A 21,864-nucleotide genomic window follows, 5' to 3' on the forward strand; every position below is an offset into this window, starting at 1 on the left:
ACAGTAATGCAACAGTGTAACGTACTGACTTGCGCGCAGACGGCCAACTCGAAGTTTTAAACAAAATGGAACAATTGACCGTCAGCCCAGTGCCACTTGGTTACGGCCGGCATGTTTCGCGCGATATAGAGCCTGATCGGCTCTTTTAAGGACCAAGTCGCTATGTTCTCCGGGTTTGAATGCAGTCAGACCCATGGAAATGGTGATGGTTACTGGCTCACCCTTGAAGTGGAAAGGGCAGGCTTCGATCGAGGCGCGCAGCTTTTCCAGTAGTTTCGCACCAGCAGTTGGCACTGTGTCTGGCATCAACAGGACAAACTCCTCGCCGCCGAACCGGGCAATGAAATCCGTCCCGCGCAGCCGCTTGCGTAGCACGTTGGCGATGATTTTCAGTACTTTGTCGCCCGCCAGGTGACCATAGTTATCGTTAATGCGTTTGAAATGGTCGAGGTCGAGCATTGCCAGCAACAGGGTGTTGCCGTGTTGCTGCCATTGGTTGATTTCGTGATCCAGCCGTTCGCTCCAGGCTGCCCGGTTAGGCAGACCGGTCAGCGGGTCGATCAACGCCTTCTGACGCTGCTCTTCGAGATGCTCGCGGTAACCCAGGGCTTCCTGCTCCATGTGCGCAACGCGTTCGGCCAGACCATGAAGGCGGGCTGCGACTTCCTGCTCGCGCTCGTTACGCTGCTTCTGGTGCTGGTCCATGGTGCCGAGCAGGCCTTCCAGATGGTTTTCCAGAACGTGCTTGAGATCGTCCAGGTCGGCGGCTTCCTGCATGCTGCTCTGCAAGCCGTCGACCTGCTCGCGGATCTGCGTGTCCATCTCGCGTGCGGCGGAACGGTTGTCGGCATGGCCTTCGCTGGCGGCTTGCAAGTTGCTTTGGAATGACTCGAGGCGTTCGTTTAGCTGTTGCAAGTAGGCTTCAAACTCATGCTGGCCACTGTCGGTGATTGCCAGCATCAAGGTTGCCAGATCGTCGAGGATTGGCAGCAGTTCGTACCAGTTCAAGCCGTTTTGCAGACGATCACGCATCGCTTCGGCTTGTGGACGATGACGCTCGGGCAGCGTCAGGTCGTCGAGCAGTCCCAGTAACGTGTCTTCGATGTGCTTGGCCACCGAGCTGTAGGACGGCTCGGGTGAATCCGGCAGGGCGTAGAGAACATCCGGCTCGGATTGTTCAGTGTCTACGGCGGCTAACACCTCGGCCATGGCCGGGGGCAACGGCAGGCTGTCGAGATAGACCACCGGGGTCAGTTCGTCGGGATTGATAGCCGGTTGAGCCTGTATTTCTGGCTCGATGATTGATGGAGCGGGTACTTCTGGATGGTCGATGTCCGGTTGCGGTTGCGTCGCTGGAGTCTGGGCGGGTGCTCGCTCCAGTTCATGCACCGGCGGGACAAACGCTACAACTGCAGGAGAAGGCGCTGCTGCGGGCGGAGCCTCGATCGTCGGTGGCTCGGATGCAGTGGTGACCACTTGCGGCTTATCGATCCCTGGCGCGAGATCGACAGTTACCTGTGGGGTCTCGGCATGAGGCACAGCAACCGTTTCGGCTGGCTGCGGGGCGGGCGTCGGGAAGGTGTCGGAGGCAGTCTGTGATGCCGTTTCATCCGCTTCACGGCTACCAAACAGGCGCTGCAGCAAACCAGGGCGGCCGGGTTCTGCCGGGTTTTCAAGCTGATTCAGGGCCTTGCCTTGCAGACCGCTCAGTTCGCTGAGCAGCAACGGAATTTCGCGCGCCTGCCCGACTCTTGCATCCAGTTGCTTGGCGAAGTTTTTCAGCGGACGGCTTACTTCGCGGGGCAGCGGTAATGTTTGCAGCTGCGAGACCAGCGCGGTCAATGCAGCGCTGGTCTGATTAACCCGGGTTTCCCGGCGTTGTTCGGAGTCGAGTACAGCTTTTTCCAGCCGCGGGAGCAGGGCGGCCAGGCCGGCGTCCATGTCGTCGGTGCGCACGACTTCACGCATTTCCTTCATGCATTGGTCAACGACGCGGTCGGTGCCCTCGGCTGCCAGCGTGCTGCGCACCAGGCCGCGACGCAGCAGGTCGAGTCGGGCGTCCCATCGACGTTCGAGCTTTTCCTGTTGTTCGATGCTTTTGAGGTATTTCTCTTTCCAGCGCTGTGCTTCGTCGCTCATTCATGGGATCCGCGAGGGGCAGGACTCAACGCGGGCAATGCATCAGCCGTGAGCGAACCCGGCAGACGAATCTCTACCGCGACCGGCAGGTGATCGGAAATGGGTTGTGCCAGCACCTCGACCTTTTCAAGGGTCAGGGTGGGGCTCAGCAGAATATGGTCCAGGCAGCGCTGCGGGCGCCAGCTAGGGAACGTCGCTTCCAGTTGCGGCGCGAGCAGGCCGAGGTCGCGCAAGGGGGAGTTTTGCAGCAAGTCACTGGCGTGGGTATTCATGTCGCCCATCAGCACCTGGTGTTTATAGCCGCCGATCAACTCGCGGATGTAAGCCAGTTGCATACTGCGGGCGCGAGCGCCCAGTGCCAGGTGCATCATGACCACCACCAGCGCCTCAGGACCTTCGCCAAAGCGCACCAGAATCGCCCCGCGACCCTTGGGCCCCGGCAGCGGATGATCTTCGATCGCCCACGGGCGCAGGCGGCTGAGCACACCATTGCTGTGCTGGCCGAGACGTCCGAGATTGCGATTGAGTTGTTGATACCAGTAGGGGAATGCGCCGAGCTGGGCCAGGTGTTCGACCTGGTTGACGTAGCCTGATCGCAGGCTGCCGCCATCGGCTTCCTGCAAGGCGACCAGATCGAAGTCGCCCAGCAGATTGCCGATCTTTTGCAGATTGTCGGCACGTCCGGTGTGCGGCAGCAGATGCTGCCAGCCCCGGGTCAGGTAGTGGTGATAGCGCTCGGTACTGATGCCGACCTGGATATTGAAACTGAGCAGGCGCAGACGGCTGTCTGCGGGCAGGCCCGTCGATTCCAGATGATGTTCGTTGACCCGCGGATCATGCAGGCCAACGACGCGTTCAGTGCCCCAGCGGCGCATGGCAGTCGCCGCGCTTAGTTGGCAGCAGCCTTGTTAGCCGCTCGCTCTTTGTCGATCAGCTTGTCGGCCAGTTGCAATGCTTGTTCGGCTCCGCCGGCAGAGCCCACGTCGAAGCGATACTTGCCGTTGACGATCATGGTCGGAACGCCGGAGATTTCGTACTTTTTGGCCAGGTCAGTGGCCTTGACGATCTGGCCCTTGATGGCGAAGGAGTCGAAAGTGGCCAGGAACTTGTCCTTGTCTACGCCCTGAGTGGCCAGGAAATCGGCCATTTCATTCTTGTCGACCAGCTTCTTGTGTTCTTTCTGAATTGCGTTGAACACCGCAGCGTGAACCTTGTTTTCGACGCCCATGGCTTCAAGGGTCAGGAACATCTGGCCGTGTGCGTTCCACGGGCCGCCGAACATTGCCGGAATGCGGACGAAGTTCACGTCGGAAGGCAGTTTCTCAACCCATGGATTGATCACGGGTTCGAAAGCGTAGCAGTGCGGGCAGCCGTACCAGAACAGCTCCACCACTTCGATCTTGCCAGGCACAGCTACCGGGACGGGATTGGTCAGTTCGACATAAGGCGCTGCGGGTGCTTCAGCAGCTTGGGCGGTCATGCCGAACAGGCTGGCAGCGACGAGTGCGGCGCTGATGATCAGATTACGCATGCTTTACTCCTGGACAATTTTGGTCGCCTCGCGCGACCTGTTTTCAGACAGGTCCTGGCGGGCTTGAGTTCTGTAGTGTAACGGCAGCGGCCACAAAAAAGGGCGGCCTAAGCCACCCTTTTTATACTTGCTGCGACGGATTAATAGAGCGTTAACGTTGCAGGAGATGTACATCCCGCGCAACGCTCCAACCGCCAGCCTTAATGCAGGCCCTGAATGTAGCTGGACACGGCTGCGATATCTTCATCGCTCAGCCGTTTGGCGATGGTCTGCATCGTTTTGGTGTCGCCATCGTTGGTGCGGCCGCCTTCTTCCTTGCGGAAGTCGGTCAGTTGCTTGGCAACGTATTGAGCGTGTTGGCCACCCAGGTGCGGGAAGCCGGCAGCTGCGTTGCCTGCGCCATTTGGCGAGTGGCAACCGGTGCAGGCTGGCAGGCCCTTGGCCAGATCGCCGCCGCGGAACAATGCTTCACCGCGAGAAACGACTTTCGGGTCGGCGGCGCCAACACTGCCTTTCTGACTGGCGAAGTAGGCGGCGATATCGGCCAGGTCCTGATCGCTCAGGTTGGTCAGCAGGCCGGTCATTTCCAGTACCGTGCGTTTGCCGGACTTGATGTCGTGTAGCTGCTTGTTCAGATAACGCTCGCCCTGGCCTGCCAGTTTCGGAAAGTTAGGCGCCATACTGTTTCCATCCGGGCCATGACAGGCGCCACATACTGCGGCTTTCGCCTGACCAGCAGTCGCATCACCTGCAGCATGGGCAATGCCGGAGATCCCCACGGTCAACAGCAGACTCACGATCAATTTGTTCATCAGCTAATCCAACTACGGCTAAGGGTTAAAGAGTTATGGACCGGGATCACTCGCTCATCCACTGGATGATTGCTTGGTAATCCTCGGCACTGCAGTCCATGCACAAACCACGCGGCGGCATCGCCTTGAAACCCTGGGTCACGTGTTGCACCAGCGTCTCCATACCTTTCGCCAACCTCGGCGTCCAAGCTTCCTGATCGCCCTTTTTGGGCGCCATGGGTAGTTGGCCGGAATGACAGGCACCACAAACACGGTTGTACACAGCTTCCGGATCCTGTGTAGCCTGAGCGCTGTAAAGCGGCATCAAGACACCGGCAGCTAGCAGCCATTTCGTCATAAAACGACCTTTTCAGGGTTGAGAGCGTTCTGCGTTCTAGTGCGCAATCAAGGTCAATCGCTCTCGTGAACTTCATCCTACGCTGGGACAAAGCGCACACAAAATCTGCGGCATTATATACTGGCGTCACTGAAACGGAAACGACACTGCTCGCCGCGTCCATTCCCGGCGCCGCCCACATCGGAAATCCCATGCAACTCAAGAACCCCATCCTCGGCCTGTGCCAACAGTCCACCTTCATGCTCAGCGCTGCCAAAGTCGATCAATGCCCCGACGACGAAGGCTTTGAAGTGGCCTTCGCCGGGCGTTCCAACGCCGGCAAGTCCAGTGCGCTGAACACCTTGACGCACGCCAGCCTTGCGCGGACCTCGAAAACTCCGGGTCGCACGCAGCTCTTGAACTTCTTCAAGCTAGACGATGATCGTCGTCTGGTCGACCTGCCGGGGTACGGTTACGCGAAAGTACCTATCCCGTTGAAGCTGCACTGGCAGCGTCACCTGGAAGCCTATCTGGGTGGTCGGGAGAGTTTGAAGGGGCTGATTTTGATGATGGATATCCGTCATCCAATGACCGACTTCGATCTGTTGATGCTCGACTGGGCCGTCGCTAGTGGCATGCCGATGCATATTTTGCTGACCAAAGCCGACAAACTGACCTACGGCGCGGCGAAAAACGTCCTGCTCAAGGTTCAGACAGACATCCGCAAGGGTTGGGGAGATGCGATCAGCATCCAGCTGTTCTCGGCGCCAAAACGCATGGGCCTGGAAGACGCCTACACTGTACTGGCGGGCTGGATGGAACTCGCGGACAAGGGCTCGGAGATTGCCGAGCAATAAATCGCGGGCAAAAAAAACCCCGGACTTCTTATGGGGAGGGGGAAGTTCCGGGGTTCAAGTTCCGGACCGCTAGGGCGGGGTCCAGATATCTGCCAACACTTAACACAACATTAGGAGCATCGAAGGGCTTCACCACCCATTCAGTAACTCTGAGTGGCGATTCGGGAGATTAGTTCAGAATTTTTTAAAAAGCCTTTGGAATAGGGCATCGAATTTTCCGGACTAAGAGCCCTTCCGGCCTTTCTGCCGCGGCACTATGCCGCAGCGGAAAAGGCCTTTTCAGACGGCTCAGTGAGCCTCATCCCAGTTATTTCCTACACCAACTTCTACCAACAGCGGCACATCAAGCTTCGCTGCGTCGCTCATGTGCACGCGAATTTCATTGCGGACCTGATCGACCAAATCCTCACGCACTTCCAGCACCAATTCATCGTGCACCTGCAGGATGACTTTGGCGTCGAGGCCTGACGCTGTCAGCCAGCTATCCACGGCAATCATGGCTTTCTTGATGATGTCCGCCGCGGTGCCTTGCATCGGGGCGTTGATCGCCGTGCGTTCGGCACCTTTGCGCAGGGCCGGGTTTTTCGCGTTGATTTCCGGCAGGTACAGGCGACGACCGAAGATGGTTTCAACGAAACCTTGTTCGGCGGCCTGGGCGCGGGTGCGCTCCATGTACTCGAGAACGCCTGGGTAGCGGGCGAAGTAACGGTCGATGTAGGCCTGGGATTGCTTGCGATCAACACCAATCTGCTTGGCCAGGCCAAACGCGCTCATACCGTAGATCAAACCGAAGTTGATCGCCTTGGCGCTGCGCCGTTGGTCGGTGCTGACGTCCGCCAGTTCAACCCCGAAGACTTCCGCTGCGGTGGCCTTGTGCACGTCCAGGTCATTGCGGAACGCGTGCAGCAAACCTTCGTCCTTGGCCAGGTGAGCCATGATTCGCAGTTCGATTTGCGAATAGTCCGCTGCCAGCAGTTTGTAGCCCTTTGGCGCGACGAACGCCTGACGAATCCGCCGCCCTTCGGCGGTGCGGATCGGAATGTTTTGCAGGTTCGGGTCGCTGGACGACAAGCGACCGGTCGCCGCGACGGCCTGATGATAAGAGGTATGAATTCGCCCGGTGCGCGGGTTGATCTGCTCTGGCAGGCGATCGGTGTAGGTGCTTTTCAGCTTGCTCATCGAGCGGTACTGCATCAGCACTTTGGGCAGCGGGAAATCCTGTTCGGCCAATTCCGCCAGAACGGCTTCGGCGGTGGATGCCTGGCCCTTGGCGGTTTTACTGAGGATCGGCAGCCCGAGTTTTTCGTACAGGATCACGCCCAATTGCTTCGGCGAGCCAAGGTTGAATTCTTCCCCGGCGATGGCGAACGCCTCACGCTCGAGGGCGACCATTTTCTCGCCCAGTTCAACGCTCTGAATGCCCAGCAGGTTGGCATCGACCAGCGCGCCTTGGCGTTCGATCCGGGCCAGAACCGGCACCAACGGCATTTCGATTTCGCTCAGGACCTTGCTCAGGCTCGGGATGGCATTGAGCTTTTCCTGCAGGGTTTGATGCAGGCGTAGTGTCACGTCGGCGTCTTCGGCAGCGTAAGGTCCAGCCAGTTCAAGGGAGATCTGATCAAATGTCAGCTGTTTGGCGCCTTTGCCGGCGATGTCCTGAAAACTGGTGGTGGTGTGATTCAGGTACTTGAGCGCCAGGCTGTCCATGTCGTGACGGGTCGCGGTGGAGTCCAGCACGTAGGATTCGAGCATCGTGTCGAAAGCGACGCCTTGGACGGTGATGCCGCAGCTCTGATCGCCACCGATGGCGCAGTTGGCCAGGATGTTCATGTCGAATTTTGCGTGCTGGCCAACCTTGAGTTTGCTCGGGTCTTCCAAAATCGGCTTCAGCGCGCGCAGCACGGTGTCGCGATCGAGCTGGTCCGGCACGCCCATGTAGGAATGGGTCAGCGGGATGTAGGCCGCTTCGTTGGCTTGTACAGCAAAAGACAGGCCCACCAGTTGCGCCTGCTGCGCATCGATGCCAGTAGTTTCGGTATCGAAGGCAATCAGCTTGGCGTCGTTGAGTTTCTTCAGCCACAGGTCGAAATCAGCCTGGGTGAGGATGGTGGTGTACTTGAGTTCGGTGTCGACGGCCGCTTCTTCAGCTACCGGAGCGGCGACTTCCTGGCCGGAACGCTTGGCGTCCCGCTGGTTCTCTTCGAACCAGCTCTTGAACTCAAGCAGGGTGTAGAGCTCGGCGAGTTTGTCGTGATCCGGCTTGCCCATTTGCAGGTCGTCGAGGCCGATATCCAGCGGCACGTCGATCTTGATGGTTGCCAATTGATAGGAGAGAAACGCCATCTCCTTGTGCTCTTCGAGCTTGGCCGGCAGGGTTTTGGCCCCGCGAATCGGCAGGGTCGGGACGATGTCGAGCTGCGCATAGAGCTCGGTCAGGCCGCCGTTCACACCGACCAACAGGCCGGAAGCGGTCTTCGGGCCAATGCCCGGAACGCCCGGAATGTTGTCGGAGGAGTCGCCCATGAGTGCCAGGTAATCGATGATCTGCTCGGGAGCGACGCCGAATTTCTCCTTCACGCCCTCCACGTCCAGCGCGCTACCGGTCATGGTATTGACCAAGGTAATGTGGCCGTCGACCAGCTGCGCCATGTCCTTGTCGCCGGTGGAGATCACCACCGGGCGGTCGGCCGCCGCGCTGCTGCGGGCCAGGGTGCCAATCACGTCATCGGCTTCGACGCCTTCGACGCACAGGAGCGGGAAGCCCAGGGCGATCACACTCTGGTGCAGCGGCTCGATTTGCACGCGCATGTCGTCGGGCATGCTCGGGCGGTTGGCCTTGTATTCGGCGTACATGTCATCGCGAAAAGTCCCACCCTTGGCGTCGAACACCACGGCGAACGGACTGTCCGGGTACTGCTTGCGCAGACTCTTGAGCATGTTCAGCACGCCTTTGACCGCACCGGTCGGCAAACCTTTGGAAGTGGTCAGCGGCGGGAGGGCGTGAAAGGCGCGGTACAGGTAAGAAGAACCGTCCACCAGGACGAGGGGGGCTTGGCTCATGAGCAGGATCAACCTTTTCGGCGGGTCCGGCGCTAGAATAGCGGGACCGTTGACGACAAAGGGACAAGGTTATCATGCGCACACTAAATCGCCTGTTGCTGGCTGGGTTGTTTGCATCCGTTCCGTTGGCCGTCATGGCGGCGGATGATGCGCCGACACCGGAGCCGGAAGTCACTATCCGCACGGAAGGGGATAAAACCATCCAGGAGTACCGTCAAAATGGTTTCCTGTATGCGATCAAGGTCACCCCGAAGGGCGCACCGCCATATTTTCTGGTGCGCGCGGACGGGACCGATGCAAACTTTATTCGCTCGGATCAGCCGGATATGCTGATTCCGTCATGGAAGATCTTTGAGTGGAAGTAGTTTCTTAATTTCAATCGGCGCTGGCTCAAGCAGCGGCGCCCGTACTGGCAGTTCAAACATGTCTGTGTTCACCCCGCTGGCTCGGCCTGAGCTGGAAACCTTTCTCGCCCCTTACGGGCTCGGCCGCCTGCTTGATTTCCAGGGGATTGCCGCCGGTAGCGAAAACACCAATTTCTTCATCAGCCTGGAGCAGGGCGAATTTGTCCTGACCCTGGTTGAGCGTGGTCCGGTTCAGGAAATGCCGTTCTTCATAGAACTGCTCGACGTGCTGCATGACGCTGACCTGCCCGTGCCTTATGCCTTGCGCACCACCGACGGCGTCGCCTTGCGCGAACTCGCCGGCAAGCCTGCGCTGTTGCAGCCACGGCTGGCCGGCAAGCACATCAAGGACGCCAATGCGCAGCATTGCGCTCAGGTGGGTGAGTTGCTCGGCCATCTGCATCTGGCGACCCAGGCCAACATGATCAAGCGCAAGACCGATCGCGGCCTGGACTGGATGCTGGAAGAGGGCACGCAGTTGCTGTCGCACCTCAATGCCGAGCAAAGCGATTTGCTGCAACGGGCTCTGGACGAAATCACACAGCAGAAGACGAAAATTCTGGCGCTGCCGCGAGCCAATATCCACGCCGACCTGTTCCGCGATAACGCGATGTTTGAAGGCACTCACCTGACCGGGTTGATCGACTTCTACAACGCGTGTTCGGGGCCGATGCTATACGACGTGGCGATCGCCTTGAACGACTGGTGTTCGGACGAGAGCGGGTTGATCGACGGGCCGCGGGCGAGGGCGTTGCTCGGTGCATATGCAGCGCTGCGACCTTTCACGGCGGCCGAGGCGGAGTTGTGGCCGACCATGCTGCGGGTGGCGTGTGTGCGGTTCTGGTTGTCGCGGTTGATCGCCGCCGAGTCGTTTGCCGGGCAGGACGTGCTGATTCACGATCCGATGGAGTTTCAGCAGCGTCTGGCGCAGCGGCAGAAGGTCAGCACGCCGCTGCCGTTCGCCCTTTAAATTGTGGCGAGGGGGCTTGCCCCCGTTGGAGTGCGAAGCGCTGCCATGCGATCTATTGGCCGGCCAATTGGAGGGCTGCTTCGCAGCCCAGCGGGGGCAAGCCCCCTCGCCACAGGTTCTGCGCGTCGGTTACAACGACTCCAGACACCCCGCCAAATCATTCCCCAACTTCTCCAGCACCTGCTCATACCCCTGAGCGGTCGCCGGCGTGTACCCGCCCAGCGCGTCCAGTTCCGCCAGCTTCACCGGCAGACCCGCCACCAGGGTTTCCGCCAGGCGCGGACGCAGAGGCGGTTCGCTGAACACACAAGTTTTGCCGACTTCCTGCAAACGAGCGCGCATCGCCGCAACGTGCTGGGCGCCGGGCTGGACTTCGGCGGCGACGCTGAATACGCCGGCGTGCTTGAGGCCGTAGGCGTCTTCAAAGTAGTCAAAGGCCTCGTGGAATACGAAGTACGGTTTGCCCGCGATGCCGGCCAGGCGCGCCTTCAAGCGAAGATCCATGGCATCCAGACGCTCATCGAACGCCTTGAGGTTGCTCTGATAACGCGCGGCATTGGCCGGATCGGCTGCACTCAAGTCAGCCGCCATTTTTGTGGCGATGACGCGGGCGTTGACCGGCGAAAGCCACAAGTGCGCGTCCAGACTGCCGGGACGGTGATCGTGATCATGTTCGTCGGCTTCTTCGGCATGGGAGTGGCTATCTTCGGCGAAACGTCTCAGTTTCAGGCCCGGTAAATCCTGCACGGCGACACTGGGCAGCGTACGACCATTCAGCACGCGGGGCAGGAAACCTTCCATGCTCGGACCGATCCAGTAAACCAGATCCACCGATTGCACCTTCCGTATGTCGGATGGGCGCAAGGCATAGTTATGAGGCGAGGCACCAGGCGGCAGCAAGACCTCCGGAATCGCCACGCCGTCCTGCACCGCCGCGGCGATCAGCTGTAGAGGCTTGATACTGGTGAGAACTTTGACTTCGGCCTGAGCTGAACTGATCAGCAGAAAACTTGCGACAAATGCGACAAAGATAGAAAAAAGTCGGGACACGATGACCACTCGAAGAGGCGAGAACGGGTAACATAATAACGTCTCTCACAAAACTCGTCGCCGCTCATGCCTAAAACACCGATTGCCAGCCGTCCCCACGACCACTCTCATTGCGTCCATAGCGCATTGTCCGAGGCCGATGCTCTGTGCGCACGTCAAGGCCTGCGCCTGACCGCCTTGCGCCGGCGGGTGCTGGAACTGGTCTGGCAAAGCCACAAGCCGTTGGGCGCCTACGACATTCTCGCGGTACTCAGCGAGCAGGACGGCCGCCGCGCGGCGCCGCCGACTGTGTACCGTGCGCTGGATTTCCTGCTGGAAAACGGCCTGGTACACCGCATCTCCTCGTTGAACGCCTTCGTCGGCTGCAATCACCCGGAACACGCCCACCAGGGCCAGTTCCTGATTTGCCGCGAATGCCACGCCGCCATCGAGCTCGAACAGAAATCCATCAGCGACGCGATCATCGGCAGCGCCAAGGATGTCGGATTTGTCGTCGAGGGCCAGACCGTTGAAGTGGTCGGCCTCTGCTCGGGTTGCCAGGGGGTTTGATGAGCAACGCGCTGATCCGCCTCGAGCAGGTTGCCGTCACCTTTGCCGGGCAAAACGTGCTGGATAACATCGAGCTGAGCGTCGAGCCCGGGCAGATCGTCACCCTGATCGGCCCTAACGGCGCCGGCAAGACCACGCTGGTGCGCGCTGTACTCGGTCTTTTGAAACCCGACAGCGGCAGCGTGTGGCGCAAGCCGAAACTGCGGGTCGGTTACATGCCGCAAAAACTTCACGTCGATCCGACGCTGCCGCTGTCGGTGCTGCGTTTCTTGCGTCTGGTACCGGGCGTGGACCGCGCCATGGCCTTGTCGGCACTCAAGGAAGTCGGCGCCGAACAGGTGATCGACAGCCCGGTGCAAAGTGTTTCCGGAGGCGAAATGCAGCGCGTACTGCTGGCCCGGGCATTGCTGCGTGAGCCGGAACTGCTGGTGCTCGACGAACCTGTGCAAGGCGTCGATGTGGCCGGTCAGGCCGAGCTCTACAGCCTGATCACACGATTGCGTGACCGTCACGGTTGCGGCGTGTTGATGGTGTCCCACGATCTGCATTTGGTGATGAGCACCACCGACCAGGTGGTCTGCCTCAACCGTCACGTCTGCTGCTCCGGGCACCCCGAGCAGGTCAGCGGCGATCCGGCTTTCGTCGAGCTGTTCGGAAAGAACGCACAAAGCCTGGCGATTTATCACCACCATCACGACCACGCCCATGACTTGCATGGCTCGGTGGTCAGCGCGGCCCCGTCGGCCCCTACCCACGTTCACGGAGATAGCTGCAAGCATGGCTGATTTTCTGCTCTACGCCCTGCTTGCAGGTCTGGCCCTGGCGTTGGTCGCGGGCCCGCTGGGTTCGTTCGTGGTCTGGCGGCGCATGGCCTATTTCGGCGATACCCTTTCCCATGCCGCGCTGCTTGGCGTGGCGCTGGGTTTTCTGCTGGATGTCAGTCCGACCGTTGCGGTCACCGTAGGCTGCCTGCTATTGGCAGTGTTGCTGGTGACCTTGCAACAGCGCCAACCGCTGGCGTCCGACACGCTTTTGGGAATTCTCGCACCGAGCACGCTCTCTTTGGGTTTGGTCGTACTAAGCTTCATGCACGAAGTGCGGATCGACCTGATGGCTTATCTGTTCGGCGACTTGCTGGCGATCAGCCCGACCGATCTGGCCTGGATACTCGGCGGCAGCGCGGCCGTTCTGGCCTTGCTGGTGACGTTGTGGCGGCCATTGCTGGCAATCACGGTGCATGAAGAACTGGCCAGGGTTGAAGGTCTGCCGGTGGCGGCGTTGCGCTTGACCCTGATGTTGCTGATCGCTGTGGTGATCGCGGTGGCGATGAAAATCGTCGGTGTGTTGCTGATTACGTCCTTGCTGATCATCCCGGCGGCTGCGGCACAACGTCACGCCCGGTCACCGGAGCAGATGGCACTGGGCGCGAGCCTGCTGGGTATACTCGCGGTCTGTGGCGGGCTGGCGCTGTCGTGGTTCAAGGACACCCCGGCGGGCCCATCGATTGTTGTGACGGCCGCCGCACTGTTTCTGCTGAGTTTTGTCCTGCCCCGTCGAGGGGTGTAGACTTGCTTGTTTTTTGCGCAAATAGAGAGTCGCAGGAATGAAGCTGTTCGCCTCCCGTTATCTGCCCCTTGTCGCATTTTCGCTGCTACTGGGCGCTTGCCAAAGCACGCCACCGGCGGCCACCGAGGCTACCGGTACACGGGCCGCGGCCATCGCGCAGCTGCAACAAAGCCTCGCCAGCAGTGAGCTGGCGACGGCTGAAGATCAACTCGCTGCCTTGCAGGCCGAGTCGCCGAATGATCAATCCCTTGAGCAATACCAGCGGCAACTGGCCGAAGCCTATCTGCGCCGCAGCCAGATCGTGCTGCAAAAGGGCGATGTGAATGCGGCTGCCACGGCGCTGAGCCGTGCCCGGTCGTTGATGCCCAAGGCTCCGGCGCTGACTGGCGGGGTCAACAATGCCATCGTTGATGCCCGCAAAGCTGAACTGGATAGAGCCGAAGCAGCGCTCATGGCTGCCGAAGCCAAGCCACAGGCCAAGGTCATTGACCCGACGGCTGAAAGCACCACGGTTGCGTTGAACCTGACCGATATGACCAAGCTTCGTCGCCAGCTGGATGCGATCGCCGCCGATGTGGTGAATTATCAGTGCGACGTGAGTATTCAGGCACCTCGCACCCAGGACTTCCCGTGGCTGACCACGTTGCTGACCAAGCGCGTGAAGAGGCTCGATGCGGATTTTGACCTGAACCTGGAGAAGCAGATTCTGCGCAACGTGCCGGCGCAGATGGTTCTGAGCCCGCGTAAACCTTAAAAGCTTCGCGGGCAAGCCTCGCTCCTACAGGTTCGGTGTCGTTCATTGATGATGTGAACGACTCAAACCTGTAGGAGCGAGGCTTGCCCGCGAAGGCGTCCTCCCTATTGATACAAAACCTTAGGCCGGAATCGCCTTGGCCTTCGGCTCCCTGTCCCACACCCGATGCTGCCCGATCGCGGCAAAAAACGCTTTGATCAGCTTCGCATCCGCACCCACGATCAACCCCGCGTCAGCCTCAAGCTTCAACACATCCAGCAACTGTTTGGCCTCGCCCTGCAGCGCAATCGCTTTCAAGTGCTTGTACGCTTCCAGCACGTAATGCAGCGCCACGCCGTCAGTGCTCAACGCCTTGATCGACGCCGCCCCACCGGGCACAAACACCGCGTCGAACGCCACCGAAGGCAAGCCTTCCATCGACGCATCGACCGGCAATGCTTTGCCATCGGCGGTGGTCACAGGAGCAGACGTCGGGCCGAGCAGTTTGGCGTGCGCACCTTCGGCCTTCAGCGCTTTCTTCATGGCATCAATCGCTGCACCATCGACGCCATTGGCTGCCAGAATTGCCACTTTGCGGGTTTTGATATCCGCCGGCAGCAAGTTGGCCTGACTCAGGGCCGGCGAGTGATCCAGTGAGGTTTTGCGTACTTCGACCGTCCCGGCTTTCGGCGCTGGCAACCCCAGGTTCTGCGCGACACGCTTGGCCAGTTCCAGATCGATGTTGGCCAGGATCTCATTCACCTGGCGCGCGCGGATGAACTCCCGCTCAACCTTGCCCAACTCAAAGCTGTAAGCCGAGATGATGTGCTCCTGCTCGTGCTTGCTCATGCTGTGGAAAAACAGTCGCGCCTGGGAGAAGTGATCGCTGAATGATTCGCTGCGCTGACGGATCTTGTTGGCGTCGATGCGCTCTGGATAACTTTCGAAGCCGCCATCCTGGGCTGCCGGCGGCGTTTCTTTCGGCCAACCGCTATCAATGGAGTTCGGCTCGTAGGACGCGCGGCCCTTGTCGATGGTGGTGCGATGCAACGCGTCCCGTTGACCATTGTGGAACGGCGCCACCGGGCGGTTGATCGGGATCTCGTGAAAGTTCGGCCCACCGAGTCGGCTGATTTGCGTATCGGTGTAGGAAAACAATCGACCTTGCAGCAATGGATCGTTGGAAAAGTCGATCCCCGGCACGATATGCCCAGGGCAGAAGGCGACCTGTTCGGTTTCGGCGAAGAAGTTGTCGGGATTACGGTTGAGGGTCATTTTGCCCAACGGGGTGATCGGCACCAGTTCTTCCGGGATCAGCTTGGTCGGGTCGAGGATGTCGAAGTCGAATTTATGTTCGTTTTCCTCCTCGATGATCTGTACGCCCAGTTCCCACTCCGGGTAGTCGCCCATCTCGATCGACTCCCAGAGATCGCGACGGTGGAAATCCGTGTCTTTACCGGCGAGTTTCTGTGCTTCATCCCACACCAGCGAACAGGTCCCGGCAGTGGGGCGCCAGTGGAATTTGACGAAGCGCGATTTACCTTCGGCATTGATCAGGCGGAAGGTGTGCACGCCGAAGCCTTGCATGCTGCGCAGGCTTTTCGGGATCGCCCGGTCGGACATGGTCCAGATCACCATGTGCGCCGACTCCGGTACCAGAGAGACAAAATCCCAAAAGGTATCGTGAGCTGAACCGCCGGTGGGCATCTCATTGTGCGGCTCGGGTTTCACCGCGTGCACGAAGTCAGGAAACTTGATCGCATCCTGAATGAAAAACACTGGCATGTTGTTGCCCACCAGGTCGAAGTTGCCTTCGTCGGTGAAAAACTTCACTGCGAAACCTCGTACGTCCCGCACGGTATCGCCCGACCCACGAGGGCCCTGCACCGTGGAGAAGCGGACGAAGACCGGGGTTTTTTGGCTTGGGTCTTGTAGGAACCCTGCCTTGGTCAGCACGGAGTGAGCTTCATAGCTCTGGAAGTAGCCGTGGGCACCCGTACCGCGGGCGTGGACGATGCGCTCGGGAATGCGTTCATGGTCAAAGTGCGTGATCTTTTCACGCATGATGAAATCTTCCAGCAACGATGGCCCGCGAGCGCCGGCCTTCAACGTGTTCTGGTTGTCCGAGACTTTCACGCCCTGGTTGGTGCGCAGGGCCTGTTCAGTGGCGTCGGAGCGAAATGGCTCCAGGCTGTCGAGCTTGGCATTGGTGTTAGCGCGGTCCGGGGTATCGGTCCCGGCCAGTGCGCTTTTGGTTGCGGCAGGTTTTTTAGTACTCATCAGACAAAACTCCTCGTTGCGATTCCCGCCGTAGCCAGGACTCTTGAGCAATGCCCCAGGCACGGGCCGGGGGCGTTTTCGAGTTGCCTAATTAGTGACTGATGACGTTTTGCGGCGTTCCTTTTTTCTAACCTTTGATCGCGTTATTGCCAAATGGAAGGTTGAATGCGGAATAAATGCTAATAACCTCTATACGGACAGGCTAAAATGCGCGCCCGGCTAACCGCTGACCCTTTTCCAACGCGCCCCACAAGGTTCGCTACGTGATCGAGTTTCAAAACGTCCACAAAACCTACCGCGTCGCCGGTAAGGATATTCCCGCCCTGCATCCGACCAGTCTGACGATTGAGAACGGTCAGGTCTTCGGTCTGATCGGCCATTCCGGTGCGGGAAAAAGTACCCTGCTGCGTCTGATCAATCGCCTGGAAGAGTCCAGTGGCGGCAAGATATTCGTCGACGGCGAAGAAGTCACCGCGCTCGACGCCAACAGCCTGCGACGTTTCCGTCAGCAAGTCGGGATGATTTTCCAGCACTTCAACTTGCTGGCGTCCAAGACCGTGGCCGACAACGTCGCGCTGCCACTGACCCTGGCCGGTGAACTGTCGCGCAGCGAGATCGACCGGCGTGTGGCCGAATTGTTGAAGCGGGTCGGCCTGTCCGACCACGCCAAGAAGTACCCGGCGCAGTTGTCCGGTGGCCAGAAGCAGCGCGTCGGCATCGCCCGCGCCCTGGCAACCAAGCCGAAAATCCTGTTGTGCGACGAAGCCACCAGCGCGCTGGACCCGCAGACCACCGCGTCGGTCCTGCAATTGCTGGCCGAGATTAATCGCGAGCTGAAGCTGACCATCGTGTTAATCACCCACGAGATGGACGTGATCCGCCGGGTCTGCGACCAGGTTGCGGTGATGGATGCTGGCGTGATCGTCGAGCAAGGTTCGGTCGCCGAGGTGTTCCTGCATCCGAAGCACCCGACCACCAAGCGCTTCGTGCAAGAAGACGAGCAGATCGACGAAAGCGAGCAGCGCGACGACTTCGCTCACGTTCCAGGCCGTATCGTGCGTCTGACGTTCCAGGGCGAAGCGACCTACGCACCGCTACTGGGCACTGTCGCTCGTGAAACGGGTGTGGACTACAGCATCCTGGCCGGTCGTATCGACCGAATCAAAGACGTGCCCTACGGGCAGTTGACCCTGGCCGTTACCGGTGGCGACATGGAAGCGGCGTTCGCCCGCTTCACCGCAGCTGACGTCCACATGGAGGTGCTGCGCTGATGGAAGTCCTGACAAGTTTCTTCGTCAATATCGACTGGTTCGAAATCTGGCTGGCCACCGGCGATACCTTCCTGATGCTCTTCGGTTCGCTGTTGTTCACCGTTTTGCTCGGCCTGCCCCTGGGCGTGCTGTTGTTCCTCTGCAGCCCGCGTCAGTTGCTGGAAGCCAAGGGCGTCTACGCGATGCTGTCGCTGGTGGTGAACATTCTGCGTTCGCTGCCGTTCATCATTCTGCTGATCGTGATGATTCCGTTCACGGTGTTGATCACCGGTACGTCCCTCGGGGTTGCCGGTGCGATTCCACCGCTGGTGGTGGGCGCTACGCCATTCTTCGCGCGGCTGGTGGAAACCGCCCTGCGTGAAGTGGATCGCGGCATCATCGAGGCGACCCAGGCCATGGGCGCGACGACGCGGCAGATCATCACCAACGCCTTGCTGCCGGAAGCCCGCCCGGGCATCTTCGCTGCGATTACGGTGACAGCCATTACACTGGTGTCCTACACGGCGATGGCGGGTGTGGTCGGCGCGGGTGGTTTGGGCGATCTGGCGATCCGCTTCGGTTACCAGCGTTTCCAGCCTGATGTGATGGTCGTGACGGTGATGTTGCTGCTGGTGATCGTTCAGGTTCTGCAAACCGTTGGCGACAAACTGGTTGTCCATTTCTCCAGAAAATAAAGCGTTCACGTAAATGACAATTGAGCCGGCCATTCGCTGGCAGGCGTCGAAGACCGGCGCCGCACAAGGAGTTAGCTGAATGAAAAAACTACTCGTAGCGCTCGCAGCCGTTGCAGCGTTCTCTGCTCAGGCCGATGAAACCCTGACCGTCGCGGCTACCCCGGTCCCGCACGCAGAAATCCTCGAATTCGTAAAACCGGCCCTGGCCAAAGAAGGCGTGGACCTGAAGGTCAAAGTCTTCACCGACTACATCCAGCCGAACGTGCAGGTAGCCGAAAAACGTCTGGACGCCAACTTCTTCCAGCACCAGCCGTACCTCGACGAATTCAACAAGGCCAAGGGCACCAACCTGGTGGCCGTTGCCGGCGTGCACCTGGAACCGCTGGGCGCTTACTCCAGCAAGTACAAAGCGCTGACCGAGCTGCCAGGCGGCGCCAACGTGGTGATCCCGAACGACGCCACCAACGGCGGCCGTGCGCTGTTGCTGCTGGCCAAGGCAGGCCTGATCAAGTTGAAGGATTCGAACAACATCCTCGCGACCGTCAAGGACATCACCGAGAACACCAAGGACCTGAAATTCCGTGAACTGGAAGCCGCGACCATCCCGCGTGTGCTGACCCAGGTCGACCTGGCGCTGATCAACACCAACTACGCGCTGGAAGCCAAGCTTGACCCGTCCAAGGACGCGCTGGTCATCGAAGGCAGCGACTCGCCTTACGTGAACATCCTCGTTGCCCGTCCAGACGACAAGGACAGCGAAGCGCTGAAGAAGCTGATCGCTGCCCTGCACAGCCCGGAAGTGAAAGCCTTCATCCTCGAGAAGTACAAAGGCGCGGTCGTGCCGGCGTTCTGATTCGAAGCAGTAACGAAAAATGGGGCGCATTGAATGCGCCCCATTTTTTTATGCCTGAAACACCATCCCCTGTAGGAGTGAGCCTGCTCCGGGCGGCGTTCCGACGATAGCGTCATCACTGCCAACATTGATGTTGAATGTCAGACCGCTTTCGCGAGCAGGCTCACTCCTACAAGGGGCTATGCGGTGTTAATTATTTGCGGGTAAGCATCACCGGCAACTGCGCGACCAATTTCACGTTGTTCAACGGTGCGCGAATGAACCCACGTTGCGTCCCGTCCGGCCCGATCACCGCCAGGTTGCCGCTGTGGTCAACGGTGTAGTTCGGCTTGCTGGTGTCCGCCGGAATGAACGGAATGCTCACCGCGTTGGCCAGTTTCTGAATGTCTTCAACCGACGAAGCCGTCAGCCCTTGGAACTGCGGATCGAAGTAGCCCAGGTACTGCTTGAGCTGATTGGGTGTGTCGCGATTCGGGTCGACGCTGACCAGAATGATCTGCAACCTGGCCACAGCCTCTGGCGGCAGTTCGCTTTTGATCTGGCGCAGCTGGGCGAGGGTGGTCGGGCAGATGTCCGGGCAAAAGGTGTAACCGAAGAACAGCAGCGACCATTTGTCTTTCAGCTCGTTGACCGCCACCGGTTTGCCGTTCTGGTCGGTCATTGTCACGGCCGGCAGGTTGCGGCTTTGCGGTAGCAGAATGATCCCGGCATCGATCAGCGCCGTCGGGTCGCCCTGGCCTTTGCCGGACAGCACTTTGTTGATGGTCAGGCCCAGGACCAGCGCGATCAGGGCGACAAGGATGAAGACGGTTTTCTGGGTTCGAGTCATAGGTTCAACAGTAAGTAGTGGTCTACGAGCAGCGCGATAAACAGCAGGAACAAGTAGTAAATAGAGTACTTGAACGTGTTGATCGCCGCGTGCGGTCGAGTGCCACGGTACAGCACCACGGCCCATTGCAGAAACCTCGCGCCCAGTCCCAGCGCGCAAATCAGGTAGAGCATGCCGCTCATGTGGATCACGTACGGCATCAGGCTCACGGCCAGCAGCGCAAAGGTATAAAGCAGGATGTGGACCTTGGTGTAGTGCTCGCCATGGGTCACCGGCAGCATCGGGATGTCGGCCTTGGCGTATTCCTCTTTGCGGTGAATGGCCAGCGCCCAGAAGTGCGGCGGGGTCCAGGCGAAGATGATCAACACCAACAGCAAGGGTTCGGCGCTGACATGCCCAGTGGCGGCGGTCCAGCCGAGCAGTGGCGGGGCGGCGCCGGCCAGTCCGCCGATGACGATGTTTTGCGGCGTCGCGCGTTTCAGGAAACCGGTGTAGACCACCGCATAGCCGAGCAGCGAGGCCAGGGTCAGCCAGGCCGTCAGTGGATTGGTGAAGGCCAGCAGTACGGCTTGCCCAAGCACCGCCAATACCAAGGCAAACGTCAGCGCGGCCGCTGGCGACACCCGGCCTTCGGCCAAGGGACGTTTGTGTGTGCGGGCCATGACCGCATCGATGCGTCGGTCCACCACATGATTGACGGCTGCCGCACCACCGGCACACAAGGCAATCCCCAGATTGCCGAACACCAACACCGTCCACGGCACCCCGGCGCGGGTCGCGAGGAACATCCCCACCAGCGAGGTGATGAGCATCAGCACCACCACTTTCGGCTTGGTCAGCTCCAGGTAGTCACGCCAGATCGCTTGACTGTGACGTGCGCCGATCAGAGTCGCCATGGCATCTCTCCTTTTATTGTTATGGGCCCGGCTGAGTGTTTGCGCGGGCTGAACCGCCAGCGCGCAGGGGGGTGTTGCTTGACCCGAACCAGACTGGTTCGCGCGTGATAATTGACCAGCACCATCGTCAGCAACAGTGCCGCGCCGCCCGCGTTATGCGCGACGGCCACTGGCAGTGGCAGGTGAAACAGCACATTGCTGATGCCGAGGGTGATTTGTGCGGCGAGTGCGATCAGCACCAGCCCGGCCAAGCGAGTCATGCCGACCACCTTCAGTTGCCACGCCAACCCGATCAGCACCAGCGTCACTAACAATGCGCCGATGCGGTGAGTCACATGAATCGCGGTGCGAGCATCACTGTCCAGTTGCCCGCCGAGGTAATTGGGGCCGATGTGTTGGGTCAGGTGAAAGCCGTTGGCGAAGTCCGCGGGCGGCAGCCATTGCCCATGACAGGTCGGGAAATCGATACAGGCCACCGCTGCGTAGTTGGAACTGACCCAGCCACCCAAGGCTATTTGCAGGATCACCAGCAGCAACCCGGCGGTCGCCCAGTACTGCAAACGCCGGGGCACGGTCAGCGCCGGCAACACGCCAGACAATCGCAAGGTCAGCAAAAACAGCAGGCTCAACGTCGCAAAACCACCGAGTAAATGCCCGGTGACCACTTGCGGCCAGAGCTTGAGCGTCACCGTCCACATACCGAACGCCGCCTGGGCGAACACCACGGCCAGCAGGAACAACGGCAACTTCACCGGTTGCCCCGGATGACGACGATGGACCCAGGCGCGCCCCGCCAGCACCGAGATTAGCAGCCCCAGCGTGCCGGCGAAGTAGCGGTGAACCATCTCGTTCCAGCCCTTATGCGCTTCGACGGGCGCGTCGGGAAAATGCAGTTCGGCATGGGCCAATTGAACTTCGCTTTTCGGCACGCTGATAAAGCCATAGCAACCCGGCCAGTCCGGACAGCCGAGCCCGGCGTGGGTCAGGCGGGTGTAGGCGCCGAGCAACACCACAATCAGTGCCAGCAAGGTGGCAAACAACGCGAGGCGAAATCCAGGTTTGGCCATGACGATG

Annotated in this window: 21 protein-coding genes; 10 read left to right on the top strand and 11 right to left on the bottom strand. The window is 59.8% G+C overall.

Going from position 1 to position 21,864, the window contains the following annotated elements; translation table 11 throughout:
• Window positions 1-81 precede the first annotated feature (81 nt).
• The 5 genes from VD17_RS19945 to VD17_RS19965 form a co-directional block, all read right to left on the bottom strand.
• Window positions 82-2,139, bottom strand: coding sequence for a GGDEF domain-containing protein (locus tag VD17_RS19945; protein ID WP_046055301.1), 2,058 nt, complete (start codon window positions 2,137-2,139; stop codon window positions 82-84).
• Window positions 2,136-3,014, bottom strand: coding sequence for an endonuclease/exonuclease/phosphatase family protein (locus tag VD17_RS19950; protein WP_033059783.1), 879 nt, complete (start codon window positions 3,012-3,014; stop codon window positions 2,136-2,138). Before VD17_RS19950 ends, VD17_RS19945 begins: the two co-directional genes overlap by 4 nt.
• Before the next feature lie 14 nt (window positions 3,015-3,028).
• Complete coding sequence (locus tag VD17_RS19955; RefSeq protein WP_008156010.1) at window positions 3,029-3,670, bottom strand: thiol:disulfide interchange protein DsbA/DsbL; 642 nt, start codon at window positions 3,668-3,670, stop codon at window positions 3,029-3,031.
• 200 nt (window positions 3,671-3,870) lie between these two features.
• Complete coding sequence (locus VD17_RS19960) at window positions 3,871-4,482, bottom strand: c-type cytochrome (RefSeq protein WP_046055302.1); 612 nt, start codon at window positions 4,480-4,482, stop codon at window positions 3,871-3,873.
• Between the two features lie 46 nt (window positions 4,483-4,528).
• Window positions 4,529-4,819: a c-type cytochrome gene (locus VD17_RS19965; protein ID WP_008156007.1), complete on the bottom strand. Its 291-nt coding sequence runs from the start codon at window positions 4,817-4,819 to the stop codon at window positions 4,529-4,531.
• 191 nt (window positions 4,820-5,010) lie between these two features.
• Between VD17_RS19965 and yihA the strand changes: the two genes are divergently transcribed.
• Window positions 5,011-5,655, top strand: coding sequence for a ribosome biogenesis GTP-binding protein YihA/YsxC (gene yihA / locus VD17_RS19970; protein ID WP_046055303.1), 645 nt, complete (start codon window positions 5,011-5,013; stop codon window positions 5,653-5,655).
• Window positions 5,656-5,943: 288 nt separating this feature from the next.
• On the opposite strand, the gene polA is transcribed toward yihA, so the two are convergent.
• The gene (polA, locus tag VD17_RS19975; protein ID WP_046055304.1) at window positions 5,944-8,715 is read right to left on the bottom strand and encodes a DNA polymerase I; all 2,772 of its coding nucleotides are present in this window, start codon (window positions 8,713-8,715) and stop codon (window positions 5,944-5,946) included.
• Between the two features lie 74 nt (window positions 8,716-8,789).
• Between polA and VD17_RS19980 the strand changes: the two genes are divergently transcribed.
• Entirely contained in the window at window positions 8,790-9,080 is a 291-nt protein-coding gene (locus VD17_RS19980) for a DUF2782 domain-containing protein (RefSeq protein WP_046055305.1), read from the top strand.
• A 58-nt stretch (window positions 9,081-9,138) separates the two neighbouring features.
• Window positions 9,139-10,089 carry a homoserine kinase gene (locus VD17_RS19985; RefSeq protein WP_046055306.1) on the top strand — a complete coding sequence of 317 codons (951 nt, stop codon included), beginning with the start codon at window positions 9,139-9,141 and terminating at the stop codon, window positions 10,087-10,089.
• Between the two features lie 129 nt (window positions 10,090-10,218).
• Here the strand turns inward: VD17_RS19985 and VD17_RS19990 are convergent, their stop codons facing one another.
• Window positions 10,219-11,139: a zinc ABC transporter substrate-binding protein ZnuA gene (locus VD17_RS19990; RefSeq protein WP_046055307.1), complete on the bottom strand. Its 921-nt coding sequence runs from the start codon at window positions 11,137-11,139 to the stop codon at window positions 10,219-10,221.
• A 66-nt stretch (window positions 11,140-11,205) separates the two neighbouring features.
• Here VD17_RS19990 and zur point away from each other — a divergent pair, with 66 nt between their 5' ends.
• The 4 genes from zur to VD17_RS20010 are packed head-to-tail and all read left to right on the top strand — an operon-like array spanning window position 11,206 to window position 14,008.
• Window positions 11,206-11,688: a zinc uptake transcriptional repressor Zur gene (zur, locus tag VD17_RS19995; RefSeq protein ID WP_046055308.1), complete on the top strand. Its 483-nt coding sequence runs from the start codon at window positions 11,206-11,208 to the stop codon at window positions 11,686-11,688.
• Complete coding sequence (znuC, locus tag VD17_RS20000) at window positions 11,688-12,473, top strand: zinc ABC transporter ATP-binding protein ZnuC (protein ID WP_046055309.1); 786 nt, start codon at window positions 11,688-11,690, stop codon at window positions 12,471-12,473. Before zur ends, znuC begins: the two co-directional genes overlap by 1 nt.
• Window positions 12,466-13,254 (top strand): zinc ABC transporter permease subunit ZnuB, encoded by a 789-nt coding sequence (gene znuB / locus VD17_RS20005; protein WP_046055310.1) that lies wholly within the window; start codon window positions 12,466-12,468, stop codon window positions 13,252-13,254. The genes znuC and znuB overlap by 8 nt, the downstream gene beginning before the upstream one ends.
• Window positions 13,255-13,291: 37 nt before the next feature.
• Window positions 13,292-14,008, top strand: a complete 717-nt coding sequence (locus VD17_RS20010; RefSeq protein WP_046055311.1) for a PA5502 family lipoprotein — start codon at window positions 13,292-13,294, stop codon at window positions 14,006-14,008.
• 120 nt (window positions 14,009-14,128) lie between these two features.
• Here VD17_RS20010 and katE read toward each other — a convergent pair whose 3' ends face one another.
• On the bottom strand, window positions 14,129-16,318 hold the full coding sequence (gene katE, locus VD17_RS20015) for a catalase HPII (RefSeq protein WP_259674584.1): 2,190 nt from the start codon (window positions 16,316-16,318) through the stop codon (window positions 14,129-14,131).
• Window positions 16,319-16,530: 212 nt separating this feature from the next.
• On the opposite strand from katE, the gene VD17_RS20020 reads away from it, so the two are divergent.
• The 3 genes from VD17_RS20020 (at window position 16,531) to VD17_RS20030 (ending at window position 19,065) form a co-directional block, all read left to right on the top strand.
• The gene (locus VD17_RS20020) at window positions 16,531-17,538 is read left to right on the top strand and encodes a methionine ABC transporter ATP-binding protein (RefSeq protein WP_046055313.1); all 1,008 of its coding nucleotides are present in this window, start codon (window positions 16,531-16,533) and stop codon (window positions 17,536-17,538) included.
• Window positions 17,538-18,212 carry a methionine ABC transporter permease gene (locus tag VD17_RS20025; RefSeq protein ID WP_033059807.1) on the top strand — a complete coding sequence of 225 codons (675 nt, stop codon included), beginning with the start codon at window positions 17,538-17,540 and terminating at the stop codon, window positions 18,210-18,212. The genes VD17_RS20020 and VD17_RS20025 overlap by 1 nt, the downstream gene beginning before the upstream one ends.
• Window positions 18,213-18,291: 79 nt before the next feature.
• Window positions 18,292-19,065, top strand: coding sequence for a MetQ/NlpA family ABC transporter substrate-binding protein (locus tag VD17_RS20030; protein WP_046055314.1), 774 nt, complete (start codon window positions 18,292-18,294; stop codon window positions 19,063-19,065).
• A 193-nt stretch (window positions 19,066-19,258) separates the two neighbouring features.
• On the opposite strand, the gene VD17_RS20035 is transcribed toward VD17_RS20030, so the two are convergent.
• From VD17_RS20035 to VD17_RS20045, 3 genes are read right to left on the bottom strand one after another with little or no spacing between them, the layout of a single operon-like run.
• Complete coding sequence (locus VD17_RS20035; RefSeq protein ID WP_046055315.1) at window positions 19,259-19,894, bottom strand: SCO family protein; 636 nt, start codon at window positions 19,892-19,894, stop codon at window positions 19,259-19,261.
• Window positions 19,891-20,790, bottom strand: a complete 900-nt coding sequence (gene cyoE / locus VD17_RS20040) for a heme o synthase (protein ID WP_033059812.1) — start codon at window positions 20,788-20,790, stop codon at window positions 19,891-19,893. Before cyoE ends, VD17_RS20035 begins: the two co-directional genes overlap by 4 nt.
• A complete protein-coding gene (locus VD17_RS20045; RefSeq protein ID WP_046055316.1) occupies window positions 20,778-21,857 on the bottom strand; it encodes a COX15/CtaA family protein in 1,080 nt (359 codons plus the stop codon). The genes cyoE and VD17_RS20045 overlap by 13 nt, the downstream gene beginning before the upstream one ends.
• Window positions 21,858-21,864: the final 7 nt, after the last annotated feature.

It is taken from the genome of Pseudomonas fluorescens (genome assembly GCF_000968015.1).
Classification (GTDB): Bacteria; Pseudomonadota; Gammaproteobacteria; order Pseudomonadales; family Pseudomonadaceae; genus Aquipseudomonas; species Aquipseudomonas fluorescens_W.